This window comes from Nitrospirota bacterium (assembly GCA_020851375.1).
GTDB lineage: Bacteria > Nitrospirota > 9FT-COMBO-42-15 > HDB-SIOI813 > HDB-SIOI813 > RBG-16-43-11.
Genome location: JADZCV010000025.1, coordinates 111,744 through 125,264, shown reverse-complemented (window position 1 = coordinate 125,264; position 13,521 = coordinate 111,744). Strand labels below are relative to the sequence as shown.

11 protein-coding genes are annotated in these 13,521 nt (G+C 42.3%); all 11 read right to left on the bottom strand.

The window, feature by feature from the left end:
* Positions 1-91: 91 nt before the first annotated feature.
* From IT393_05730 to IT393_05680, 11 genes are read right to left on the bottom strand one after another with little or no spacing between them, the layout of a single operon-like run.
* Positions 92-2,104, bottom strand: coding sequence for a hypothetical protein (locus IT393_05730; protein ID MCC7202153.1), 2,013 nt, complete (start codon positions 2,102-2,104; stop codon positions 92-94).
* Positions 2,101-4,086 (bottom strand): glycosyltransferase, encoded by a 1,986-nt coding sequence (locus IT393_05725; GenBank protein ID MCC7202152.1) that lies wholly within the window; start codon positions 4,084-4,086, stop codon positions 2,101-2,103. Before IT393_05725 ends, IT393_05730 begins: the two co-directional genes overlap by 4 nt.
* Before the next feature lie 36 nt (positions 4,087-4,122).
* Positions 4,123-5,112, bottom strand: coding sequence for a radical SAM protein (locus tag IT393_05720; GenBank protein MCC7202151.1), 990 nt, complete (start codon positions 5,110-5,112; stop codon positions 4,123-4,125).
* Positions 5,113-5,128: 16 nt separating this feature from the next.
* Complete coding sequence (locus IT393_05715; protein MCC7202150.1) at positions 5,129-6,139, bottom strand: glycosyltransferase family 2 protein; 1,011 nt, start codon at positions 6,137-6,139, stop codon at positions 5,129-5,131.
* A 21-nt stretch (positions 6,140-6,160) separates the two neighbouring features.
* Complete coding sequence (locus tag IT393_05710; protein MCC7202149.1) at positions 6,161-7,168, bottom strand: glycosyltransferase; 1,008 nt, start codon at positions 7,166-7,168, stop codon at positions 6,161-6,163.
* A 7-nt stretch (positions 7,169-7,175) separates the two neighbouring features.
* Positions 7,176-7,982 carry an ABC transporter permease gene (locus IT393_05705; protein MCC7202148.1) on the bottom strand — a complete coding sequence of 269 codons (807 nt, stop codon included), beginning with the start codon at positions 7,980-7,982 and terminating at the stop codon, positions 7,176-7,178.
* Positions 7,979-9,001, bottom strand: a complete 1,023-nt coding sequence (locus IT393_05700; GenBank protein ID MCC7202147.1) for an ABC transporter ATP-binding protein — start codon at positions 8,999-9,001, stop codon at positions 7,979-7,981. Before IT393_05700 ends, IT393_05705 begins: the two co-directional genes overlap by 4 nt.
* Positions 9,002-9,008: 7 nt before the next feature.
* Positions 9,009-9,785: a methyltransferase domain-containing protein gene (locus IT393_05695; protein ID MCC7202146.1), complete on the bottom strand. Its 777-nt coding sequence runs from the start codon at positions 9,783-9,785 to the stop codon at positions 9,009-9,011.
* A 9-nt stretch (positions 9,786-9,794) separates the two neighbouring features.
* Positions 9,795-10,919: a glycosyltransferase family 4 protein gene (locus IT393_05690; protein ID MCC7202145.1), complete on the bottom strand. Its 1,125-nt coding sequence runs from the start codon at positions 10,917-10,919 to the stop codon at positions 9,795-9,797.
* Positions 10,920-10,946: 27 nt separating this feature from the next.
* Positions 10,947-12,086, bottom strand: a complete 1,140-nt coding sequence (locus IT393_05685; protein ID MCC7202144.1) for a sulfotransferase domain-containing protein — start codon at positions 12,084-12,086, stop codon at positions 10,947-10,949.
* Positions 12,064-13,497: an SGNH/GDSL hydrolase family protein gene (locus IT393_05680; GenBank protein MCC7202143.1), complete on the bottom strand. Its 1,434-nt coding sequence runs from the start codon at positions 13,495-13,497 to the stop codon at positions 12,064-12,066. The genes IT393_05685 and IT393_05680 overlap by 23 nt, the downstream gene beginning before the upstream one ends.
* Positions 13,498-13,521: the final 24 nt, after the last annotated feature.

Here is a 13,521-nt window from a genome sequence, read left to right as displayed (position 1 = left end):
TCCCCAGCCGGAATGACACTTTTTGAAAAATGTAGTCAAATCGTCCACTTCTTGTCAATGATATGGCTTTTCTGATTTTATTCATTCTTTTTCACACGTTATGGGAAAGCAGACGCATCCAACCCCGAGGCGGTAAAGTGACGGATTTTTCATAAGAAATTGAGCTGCCTTCATGATCGAACACCATCAGCTTATCGTAGACACGGGCTATAGAAGTGTCCTGCTTCGCATCTGTGTTATTTACGAGGATAAATTCAAGATGGTGAGGATCCGTAGAAAGATTGATGACATGAATCCTGTCGTTGTCTGTCTGCAGGCATGGAACCTGATCGGCCAGGCAAATATACTCAGAATTACAACCCAGGAGGCTCGGAGGGATACCTTGTTTTGAATCGTAAAGGGAAATCACTGCCTCCGCTAATGCAGCACGGCTTCTATTGGGAGTATGAAGACAATAAAGGTACATAGCCTCAGCCCAAAAACCGACAGCATAGGCCGTCCTTTCATTATTCAACCATTTCTCTAAGCCAACACGCTGAACAAATTTAACAGCATTGTCAATGATAGAGTCCACCATTTGGAGACTGAAACACATTTGGAAGCGCAAGAGGTCCATTACATTAATAAGAAAATAAGGATACCAGAATTCGTTGAGTGTCAGACTGCGATCAATATATCCATTAGGCATTACAAGCCTTGGGAATATTCTTTTAATTCGGGGGAGTATGGGGATAATCTTTTCCCTTCCCAGGCGTCTCATGGCACGAACAGGTAAGGACTTTGTTTTTGCTTCGGCATCCGGAAGAAAGGCCAGCTCTATTGCCTTAAACAAGATGCGGTACAGGGCTTCTGCAGGTTTAAGTCCAAGAACAGCAACAACTGCATTTACTCCGGAAGATATCTCTTCCTCCAAATATCTTTGTCCGGATACTTTCCCGTAACGATTAAACGCTACAAGGGCATCAAGGTGTGTGTTTAAAACAAGCATGTTCGATGGTGATTTGCCGAGAACCCGGCTATATTGATACGATACCGGAGCATTTCGCATACTTTCCACATTCAATTCAAGGCTGTCATGAAGATACCATTTGCCGACACTTAATTCATCGCATTGATTCTTCATGTAATCAACAGCTCTTTTAAGTGAGGAACCAACTGCCACATCTTTTGTTTCATCATAATCAGCTGCAAGCAGGTGGATTCCACTGCAGTGATGACGATAATGAACTTCAAAATCTTCGGTCCACGTACCATGACACCATGCTCCATTGTCCTGCTGACGGGCAATGACACTAAAGACAAGCTGTGTTTTCATCTGCTGGTAGATTTGCTTTCCTGTTGCCTTCCATAAACTGTGAAAAGTGACATAGAGCGCCTGCGCTATAACCTCACAATAGGGGCGTCTCTCAGGTGGATAAGTCCATGGCAAGCCGGTCTTGTAAATAGCACCATGAATAAGGTTCTTATATAGGTCTTCCGGCCCTGAGTATATGGTATGAGATCCCCACAAGAAGATTCTCTGCAGCTCCTGTGCTGAGAGGGAATTAAGTTCCTCAAACAGATTAGAATGAAATGGCAGAGTCCAGACAACAAACTCTATAAATACATTATCTTCCGGTATCCTGAAGATGGCAGACATTTCATTGTTCAATACTGCAAACTCAGCCGCTGGGAGGAACTCTTCTGAAACGATTCGGCCTAATTTATCATAGCTCCTGGCCACCGGCTCGCATGGTAACCATAAATGCGGCTTTTCATTATCCTCGTTATGAAATAGCCATCCCCCACCTTTAGTATGATTTGCGCAGTAGTTCCCTGTAAGTCGCAGAGTGAAATAATCTTTTCCCTGAGGGATCAACCGCGTAAACTCACAGACGCTTCCGTTACCGAAATGGTCTGATAAAACCTGCATCTGCTCATCTTGTTGTTCGAGAAAGAACCGATGAAACCTGCGGCCAGCATCCACAATGGTTGCACCCTCCGGATATGGTAAATGATTCAAATAGTAACTCAGAGTACGTCCCTCTATGTTTTGCTGTTCCTGAATTGCAGAAGACAAAGTGCCAATTGTTGATTCCTGCCCGCGATATGTTTGACGTTTCATTGGGTATCCAGCGAATTTACTGCAGCCACAAAGAGATGGCTTCTCAGCCGGGGCACAACTCGTTGGATTTTATGGCAGATCTTATGAGCCATATATGTCTTGACAGCTATTGAGGCAAAATTCACACTTTTATCAATATTTTTATTGCCGATGATCCACTGCTTTTCGATTATTTTAAATCCGGCTCTGGACACAAGGTCATTCACCTCTCCCAGGGTATATTCCCTATAAAGATTTGAGCCATTTTCGTTCCTGTAAGCAGAACCTTTTAACGTGCTATCATTAAACCACGGATAAACATTTTGTCCTGTCAATAAGCGCAGCCTGGATACGCCACTCGCCGCATTATGAGTGCTCAACAGCAATACCCCCTCAGGTTTCAATCGTTTCTTCAGCTCCTCAAGTCCCCGAAGGGGTGCTGGCCAATACTGGAGAAGATCATCGCATATGATGATGTCAAAACTGCCGGTGATCTGCTCCTCATCTTGAGTAGCCGGGTCTATCCCAAAAGAGACCGTCTTGTTTGTACCATCTAACCATGTGGGAGTAATAACCTGCTTTGCTTCGATCCCACACTCCTTTAAGAGCAGGATCAGGAAGGATGGGTCCAAACTCATAACGAGTACAGAATCAGGATGACGCACCTTGCTAAATATCCAGTCCAGCAAATGAAGATATCTTGGTTCACGACTGTCAATATTGTAATAAATACTTGACGTGATCTCCAATGAATCCAGATTATCCACAAATAATTTACTCAACACACTCTTATCAGCCTTACCTTTGGTAAAAGAAGATTGATTTGGCTTGAAAGAGGTTATTGTTATTTTTGATCCAATCTTTTTGGGTGTTCCGGACACCTTCCTGATCTCACCAAGGACTCCTTCCTGCAGTTCTTCATATTTAGGACCCAGGTTATTCCATGAATATCGTTGCGCATGTTCATTGCACCGCCTTGGTGTATCCGGGTTTCCTGACAATTCTATCCCCTTTATAAGCGCTTTACAGAGTTCTTCCGGGCCGTCACCAGGCTCAAATAATACACCAACACGTGGATCATCAAGTATCTCTGCTGTTCCACCGCTCCTTGTTCCCACAACCGGCGTTCCAGATGCCAGTGATTCTGTCGTCACCATTCCAAATGCCTCGTTGAGCGACGGCAGGACAGTAATAGTTGCACTCCTGTAAAACGAAGAAAGGACAGCGTCTGATGTGATATCCACAATTTCAATGGATTTTCTTGTTTTTGAATTAACAGACATTAGAAGATTCCGTGTGACCTCGGGTGTCGTTTCACCGGCAAGTTGCAAAACCGCGTCAGGAACATTATCAATGAGTCTTTCAAAGGCTTTAACGAGCAAAGGGACTCTTTTTCTTTCCATAAGAAGTGTAGCAGTACAAAGAATCCTGGGGAAACCAGTCTCCTTCTTCCCGGTATAATAAAACTTTGATGTATCAACAGGACAGGGTATCATGACCCCCTCAAGACTGAAATCTCTCTTTAATATTTCATTAACAAAATGACTTATGGTCACCAGGCGGGATGCCTTTTCTATAGCCCTGCGAAAAAACCGCTTAGCCCATCGGGCGTCTCTATACAGGGGATCACCGGTAATCAATATGGGGATAAATGGAGTTCCCCTGATAGTTTTATTAAGACCGGCAGCACAGGCATCCATTGTCAGACATGTATATACAAGATCATAATTTTCTTTCACAAGGGCACTGATGCAGGTCAGTGCAAATGTTTGCCAGTACTCAAGGTTAAATCTCGTGAGAAAAGGATGATCTATCACAGGATAATATTTGATAATAAGATTCCCAATGATCTTTTCCCGTCTGAGAATACCCGGTTTCGTCGTTACAAAATGGACTTCATTCCCCTGACTGGCAAGATAGACGGCAAGTTCATAGGCAACCCGGTTCCCCCTTCGCACATAAGGCCAGCCAAATGCGGATGTTACAGCTATTTTAATTGACAACCCTTTACTTTATCCTGTTCATTATTATTATGCTGCTTAACACTTTTTACAAATACTTAATTCATGCTCTTTACCTTTACTGATTATTTCTGTATATTTATCATTTTTGGTTATACTCTCAAAAGAATCTTCTAATAAGTTACCGTAACTAAAAGTTCCTTTTATATCATAGCAGCAAATTGTAGTCTGACCGTTTACAAGAACACAAACTGTTGATTCAGCATTTCTGCATGCTTTTTTATCTTTCATTGATATTTTCTTATCCTGTTCTTTCCAGTTTTTTTCTGTGTAGAATTCTTCACGTAATGTTTGATAATCATTCAAATGTTTTGTAATGTATAATGATTGCACACGAAAGCTGTCAATCCCAATTTCTTCTGCCCATTCCCTGCATAAAGTAATTTCTTTAGAGTTTTCTTTTGTTTCAATATATTGAATTTCTATCCAGGGGTTTACGGCTCTTAATTCTCTTTTTATTCTACATATATTTTCTATATTTCTTTTGACCATTTCAAATTTCGCTCCCTTTCTGAAAGGTTCATAGGTGTCCGGAGAAAAACCATCAATGCAGACTAATAATTCATCGAGACCTGATTCGCTTAATTCTTTGAATTTATTCCCAGTAAGTAACATCACATTTGTTGAAATGAATGTATATAAGTTTAATTCATTACAATAACGAACCATTTTGGCTATATTTTTATTTAGAAGTGGTTCGTTGCTCCAATATAACAGGACAGCAGAGAATGATTTATATGAATTGTCTATTATTTTACTGAAATCATCAAAGCCCATATTTTTAATAGTTCTCGCATCTACCACTATATCCCTGGGTGTAGGACATGTCGGGCAATTTATATTGCAAACTGTTCCAGTTTCAACGATTAAAATATAAGGCTTCTTCAGAAACAGGAAATTCATTATAGATAGAAACATCTTTGTTATTTTTTTATATCTATTTTTCTTTATACCCGCCTTAAGATATCTGTTGTAAATGATTACGCATTTATTTATTGTATTTCTCATTTTATTGAACATAAATTCAAAGGATTATGCTGCGGTTCCAGATGCTGCCGCTGAGCAGGAGTATAAAATCAATAAAATCGCTGAGGACCCTGATAACAAACACCACAAGGCCGCGATGATATTCCTTTAAAGGGCGTCCGAGAAAAACATCTTTTAACTCTATAAGGTAGGGAACTGAAAAGAAGAAAAAGACCGGGTGAATCAATATCCCGGACAGCAGCGATATAAAAAAGATGTCAAATAAAGCCTTTTTCCTGCTCAGGAAGAATCTATAGTACATGTGTTTCCTCAACTCCGGATGCTTTTTCAGAAGATAAGGCACGGCAAAAAACAGGCCCTGAAACTGGTAGTTGCGAAAACCGAATATTGCCTGCCATGGACGCAAATGGAATATGTGATGATAGATAATCACGTCATCCGCAAAGACACTCCCCCATCTCTGCTTTTTAACACTCCATGCCAGATCAGTATCCTCACCTCCCCACCTCGGTTTTCCAAAGCAGTTTAATCCGCAGAAGTCAGGGGAAATACCGCCCACCTGATCGAGAGCCTCTTTTCGGTAAAATATATTGCACATTGGATACATTCCATTCTCGTTCGGGACAGACTGGGTTTTTGAAAACGTGCTAAGCGTTTGATACGGGTTGGGCAGAGTCTTCCCCTGCACAATTCCAATGCCATCAGTCATTTTAGCTGCTCCGTTTTTCAGCCAGTCAGTGTCAGCCACACAGTCACTGTCGGTAAATGCGATAATAGTGCCTCTTACCTTTGCAATTCCCAGGTTTCTGGAGGAACCGGGGCCTTCATTTTCTTTGATATAATATTGTATCAAACATGGTGACTTCTTTTGCAGGGAATCCATCATGTCCTTCGTTCCGTCAGTTGACGAATTGTCAACAACGATAATCTCATAACGATCTTTGGGGTATGATTGTTTATACAGTGATTCGACAGTGTCCCTCAGGAGGTCTCGCATATTGTATGTCGGGATGACCACAGAAATAAATGGCAACTTATTTGATGTCATTACGCTGCTAATGGATTTCTGTTAAAGTATAATTGTCCGGTATCTCAAGCTTGCACATATTGAAAGAACAGACTCAACAATTTCAACAAAAATGATAAACAAGAAAAGGGATAGCCCCTTGTAATACGACCTGATAGACCGTCCATGGAAAGTCACCCTCATCAGTCTTGCCAGATAGGGGAGGGTAAAAAAATAAAAGCCCCAGTGGATAACATTTCCAGAGATCAGCGAAAACACAAAGAGATAAAAAAGCGCCCTTTGCTTCGATTTAAAAATCTTCCGGTAGAGAATAGCATTCCGCAGCGCAGGATGTCTTTTTATATTATGGGCTAATGCAAAGATCACATTGAAACGGGCATACCTGATCACTTCCTTCAGGGAAGTAAATATAAATACGTGGTGGTAAATAACAGCATCATCCGCAAAGACGCTCCTCCAGCCATGCTCTTTTATCTTCCATGCCAGATCAGTATCCTCACCTCCCCACCTCGGTTTTCCAAAGCAGTTTAATCCGCAGAAGTCAGGGGAAATACCACCCACCTGATCGAGGGCGTCTTTACGGTAAAAAATATTGCATGTTGGATAAAACCCGTTTTCCGTAACAACATTCATCGTATGCTGCAATAATCTTTGCGGCTGCCCCGGATGAGGCAGTGTCTTTCCCTGAACCAGACCAATCCCGTTTGTCATCCTGGCTACTCCGTTTTTCAGCCAGTCAGTGTCAGCAACACAGTCACTGTCGGTAAATGCTATTATGGTCCCTTTGGTCTTTGCAATCCCAAGGTTCCTGGAGGCGCCAGGGCCTTCGTTTTTCTTCCTATAGTACGATAAACTACACAGTGAATTCTGCCGCAGTGAATTCACCATCTCCTCTGTCCCATCAGATGAAGAATTATCTATAACAATGATCTCATAACGATCCATTGGATATGATTGATGAAGGAGCGATTCAATAGTACTTTTTAGAAGTTTCCGCCTATTGTAAGTGGGTATTACCACTGAGACAAATGGAGATGTGGCCTGAATCATTTTATTTTTAATATTGAGCTAATGAACCTTTAATCTTTGCTTTTTTTACTGCGTAAGGAAAAGCGATCAAGCTGACTGCCATGAATACCATTGCAAAACCGGACAAAGCGGTAATATCTCCCTGTAATTGCGTAATGGAATATCCCTGAAGGATGGAAAGCCTTAAACCGCGATACGTGTAGGTGAAAGGGAGGTAAAGGGAGATTTTATTCAGGAAAGAAGGGAGATATTCAGTAGGAAACAAAACACCACTGACAACCATAGAAACCCCTCCTATCCTTCTTAAAGCAGAGTCCCCCTGTTTAACAACAAGTACCAACGAGGCAGAAATGATTCCAATAGCAATAAAAGTCAGCATAGAGAGTACAAAGATGACAAATGCCGCAGGTATATTAATCATACCTATCTTTAGTTCAAAGACAAAGATACTGACAAGGAAATACATAAAAAGACGAAAAGTAGTAAAAATATAGCTCCATAATGAAGAAGAAAATAAAAAGGTAAACAACCGCGTTGGAGAGGTTAATATAATTTCAAGTGTCCCTGTCAACTGCCCGTCCCGTATGTTTCCGGAAAAAGAATTAATACTAATCCCGGCATAATCTGAAAAGGCAATACCAATCATAAGAAATCCGAAATAATTTCCGCCATACGGTTTAAGAAAGGGGATATCAGCGATACCCACAAGGCTTCCAAGAAAATAGATAATTGTTACCATTATCAGGATGCCTGCTATCTGGAGAACAAAGTTGAACTTATAACTCATCATTATCAAAAAGTCTTTTTTAATGAATGCGAGTGCAGTTCTTATCATATCCCACCTCTTTCCTGAGAGGCTTCAAACTCAGTAATTATCCTGTTAAAGGTTTCATCAAATGAAGGCTCCCTGCGGTCACATCGTACAATATATCCATGGCTTGATATAATCTGTTGTAATACCATATGGATGCTTTCCTCCTCATTATCCAATGTTATCGTGATTCCAACATTTCCATTCATATTGAAGGTTTTCTTACAATCGTGAACACATTTTATCTGGCGAATCTGCTCAAGAACTTCTTCGCGCAAATTCCTTGCCTCAATTTCGTATTCAACAGGTCCCCTGGCGACCGCTTCAAGTTCTCCAATACTGCCGCATTTCACAAGGTGTCCCTTGTTGAGGATAGCAACACGGTCACACAGATTTGTTGCTTCATCCAGGCGATTAGTAGCCATTATTATAGTCATATTATTTCTTTCCCGTATCATTGTCTTAATGAATTCCCTGATTTTTTGAGTACTGATCGGATCAATACTCCTCATGGCTTCATCCATAAAAAGAATTCTTGGACTATTCAATAGACCGCGGGCTATGGCCAATCTCTGCTTCATACCTGTTGAATAATTAAAGAATAGATTATCGGCATGCCTTTCCAGACCGACATGGGCTATCACTTCATCAATCCTGATTCGTGCCAATCGTCCCGGGATGTGGAAGATTGCGGCAAAGAATTCCAGGTTCTGCCTGCCTGTCAACCTCCAAAAAAAACTCCTCTCGTCACTATGGATAAGCCCGATAATGTTCCTGACTTGCCATTCATCCTTAATAATGTCGTAGCCGTGAACCTTTGCTGTCCCTTCTGTCGGTATGATGAGTGTTGTAAGTATCTTGATGAGAGTTGTTTTTCCGGCGCCGTTGGGGCCGAGGAGTCCGAATATCTCTCCTTCTTTGATATCAAAGGATATGCCATTAAGCGCATTCGCTACCTTCTTTGGTCCTGAAAAATAGTCTATGAGGCTTATATGTTGCTGAAAGACCTTCTTTAAGTTTCTGATTTCAATTGCATTTTTCATAGTGTCTTTACGTGACTTGTTTCCCTTTCAAAAGAGGATTTCGCGCTGCCACAAAAAGGTAACTTCTTAGCGGGGCTGCAATTTTCTGGACTGCAAGAAATAGGGTCTGTAACAAATATTCCTTTACCGGCATAGGAGGCCACATATTCGCATTTACGTTTTTCCCGATTATAAATTCACTCTGTAACCGTTCCAACCCGATATCCGTTACCAGCCTTTCAATCTCACGGAGGGTATATTCCCGGTACGGTATAAGGCGCAGAACTTCGCCTTCCTCTGTTTCGGAAACTGATGGTGTTGGATAGATATTCCTCCCACTCAGCAGCCACAGACGTGATGTGCCTCTCGCCACATTCGGAGTTGTAAGCATGAGCAACCCACCAGGCCGTAAATGTTCTTTCAGAAGTATTAACATATCTTGCGGATATTGAATGTTTTGAAGGATATCATCACATATTATAATATCAAAGTCGCCTTTCATGTTTTTGATTAATTCAGTCTCAGATGATGCCGTACTGTTTTCATCTTCATGCACATTGTTTGTTGTTGGTCTAAAACTGAATCCCTCGGCACGAAAGCCAAGTTTTTCACACATCATGGTGAACGGTTTTTCGTTTGATCCCAAGACCAGTACTTTACCTCCCTCAATCCTGCTGGATAATAACCGGTGCATCGTATGCACACACCTTGGCCGGTAGCGCTCTATCCCGAAATAAACATCATAGGTTATTTCCAGTTCATCTATCGCATCATCAAAGAGACTGTTCAATTGTTTTTTATTCACTATGCCTGTTTATCTACCTTTCTCATCAAGAATCCTGTAATACATTTGTTCATATTTCGGCCCCACCGCTTTCCAGGAGTACCTTTCTGCAAAGATACGGCACCGCCCTGGTGTCTTCGGGTCTTTCGCAATTTCAACGCCCCTGATCATCGCCTCGCACAAACCTTCTGCACCATCTGAATGATCAAACAATACACCGATATCGGGGTCAGTAATGATCTCCGGAATGGCGCCGCTCCGTGTTCCAACTATGGGAGTGCCGGAGGCCAAAGATTCAAGCATCACCATACCGAACGGTTCATCAAGAGAAGGAAGAACGGTGATTGACGCCTCGCGATACAGCATCGGCAGAGCCGCCTGAAGTCCAACCCCTCTGATCTCGATGGCCTTTCTGGTCTTTGGACCTACAGATTTCAGTAACTTTCTTTTTGTATTGTCGTCAATGTGACCTGATAATTGCAAAACAGCGTCCTGAATATGCCCCAGAAGAAGCTCAAAGGCACTGACCAGCATGTCAATCCCTTTTGATCCAACGTGGAGAGCAGACGTACATAGGATTTTAGTGCTGCCGGGATCCTTCTTATCACATGGGGTAAAATGTTCAGTATTCACAGGAGGAGGAATTACCTCTGATTCCGCATGAAACTCCCGTTTAAAACAGTCTCTTACAAACTCGCTGGGCGCATGAAACCGGGACGCACTTTTCACAACGCTGCTGAACATGGACTTTCCGAATCTCGTTCGCCAATACATCGGGATCCCATCGGTCAGAGTAGGAACCAGGGCCATTCCTTTGAATCTCTTCACCAGACCCGCTGCAAAAGCGTCGGCGTACAAAAAGGAGTGCACAATATCGTACCTTTCCCGACTAAGCGAGTAAAGGCATATGGGGACAAAGGTCTCATAAAAATGGATGTTCAGACGGGAAAGCATGGGGTGTCCGAAGAGCCGGTGATATTTAAGCCGGAGATTATCCTTTTTCTTTTCCCTGCTCACTCTTCCGGGTTTTGATGTGATGTAATGCACCTGATGACCCTGACTTGCAAGATAAACAGCAAGCTCATACGTAAAGCGATTTCCCCTTCTCACATAGGGCCAGCCAATAGGTGATGTTGCTGCTATTTTAAGACTCATCTTGATTCAGCCGTGCTTTTCCGCAAATCACCAGCCATACTCCCTTCCGAGCAGATTAAAGAGTCTCTCGTTGTAAGGCTTGTAGATCGAATGAAGAATGTCTCGCGCCTCTTTCGGCATCTCATCATTATTTCCAGACACGTTAACACGCTGATTCTGGATGACGAACTTATCGTTTATATGCAGAAAACGAAACACACCGGCAAAGATGGCCTGGGAGTCGCACAAAAGTTGGGAGTGTTCAAGTATCAATAGTGACTCCCTGGAGAAATGCTGCAGGTATTTCTCCAGCTGCTCTATATATATCCCTCTTTTTATATATCCAATTCGTTCCTTTTCCCAGTCAGTCTTTTCAAGCACCCTCGCTTCCTCTTTTACAGCCTCTGCAAAACTTCTTCTGTCTCCCAGAGATTGAAGATAGGGATTCGTTGACATTGCGAATTTCCTGTTCATTTTCCATGCGGAGAATGCCCTGGATACAGGCTCTCTCAGGATAACAATGAGACGTATACCTGGAGAGTACTGGTAAATCCGTTGTGCACAAGCCGGATTGAATAGGTAACTTGGAGATGCTTCGAACGTCAATCTGTCTGTCTTCAGTCGGTAGGGGAGCGGAAACATCTCATGATACGACACGAAATCGCCATACTTGATTCGCCAATAATCATCAAAGAAGCGAAGTTCTTTTTCCCTGGGAGCAACGATCTGCGGATGCTGCTGCAGGATTTGGAACAAAGCGCTTGTTCCTGCCTTTTGAGCGCCGATGATGAGAAAAGACGGTTTCGAGTGATACCCAATTTTAACCAGAGCCCTCTTGATTGGTTTTCTTAACCGGTTTATCGTGGATTTTTTATCCCTTCTTTCCTCGTTGCACTCATGACAATGCCAGCTTCGCGAAGAGGCAAATAAACCCGGAATGGTGCTGAATCCACCCTTCTTCGAAACGAGTTGTCTGCCGCACTGCGGACACCAGGGTCCCGGCTGTTTGGCATCCCTGCAATCATATGGAAGCCCCAAAGCCTCGATAGCCTTGTCTACCTGCTCCGTGGACACATATAACTCATTCGCATCACTAAGTACCGCTGAGACTCCCAGCTTCTTCAGTTTATCCCCGGCGTTCCGGCCTTCAGTGATGTCCTGAAATTTAGTAATACGAAAAGGATCCACTATCAATTCCCTTCTGCCTTAAGTCTTGCCGTTCAAGTGCCCCCTTATCTATGAGGGTCTTAACGATTGCCCTTGCTGCTATCTCATGTCCGCGAACATTCCAGTGCCTGTCATTTTCGAATTTTATCTTTTCCAATTCCTTCCATTTGGACGGGAAGTAAAGCATGATATCGAAATGATCAAATCCGGAGATATCGTTAGTATATTTACCACGAAGGCATTCCTCCAGGTTAGGCAGGAAGAAGAGATAGAATTTACCGCCCCTTGCCTCTGTTCTTTCCCTGATGATATCCATGATCCCGATGGCTTCCTTTGTCGTGTCCGGAATAGTTTTCTTGTATATAGCTGTCCAGAAGTTCCCGGTATACGGCGCCTTAAGAATCAACAACTTAAATAAGTTGAACATATTATTTTCCAGTTTGCAGGGCCTTATGACCCCATTATCATACGAGGGGTAATATTCCAGTTTCTCATAGAAAAAGGAAAGAAGATAGGGCATATAAAAATCTTTCATGTTCCTTTCTATATCTTGCGACAGAGGGGTAAAAATGATCATATCTCCGGATTTTATCCGGTCCTCCATATTCAGGAATCGTTGAAACATCTGGACAATTCCATATCCAAGGACCCCTGCATTATATACACTAATATCCTCTTTGACATATTTCCTCTTTATAATGCTCGGGAATGTGTCATCATCGCTCACTCCCTGGCCAAAGGTGAAGGAGTCACCGAAAAAATAGATGCTGGAGACAGGCTCTTTCGGTTTTTTTATTTTCCTGTATCCATTTTCATCAATCACATATTCAACATTAAAATTTGAGTAATAGACATGCTTGCCGATACTGTTGGCTTTGGGTTTCCAGCCAAGGTATTTGTCCTCAACGTGAACATTGTATATATGCAACCGGTTGTCTTTTGAAAAAAACCGATAGGCCGTATAACAGTCATATGCCAAAAACAGGGAAAGAGAGAGCACACTTGAGAACACATACAGTAATACATTTTTTAGCTGAAAAGCCTTTCTCAATAAAATAAATAATACCCCGGTACCTATCAGGTAAAGTTCAAATACCCCCACAATGACCTTATTCAGAGGGCTCATCTCTAAATCCAGCAATATCGCAAGGAACCTCACATTGAACAGCAAACCTGACAGGATAATTAATACACCTGCTATACCAGACAATATCTCTCCCGTAAGGCGCTTTCTGTAAATGATAACTGCCAACCCCAGGCCTATTAAGAGGATATCAATGATTCCGATTACGATTCGATGCGGAACAGCTATGGCTCCGTCTGCACTGAATATTGCAGCAAGAATTTTCTCATTGAGAATAACACCTGCCATAATGAAACATGCTCCTATGGCCCAAATTATCTTCTCTGATACAGGAGAACCGTTCTTCATGACCGTCCTTTATGCAGATACATA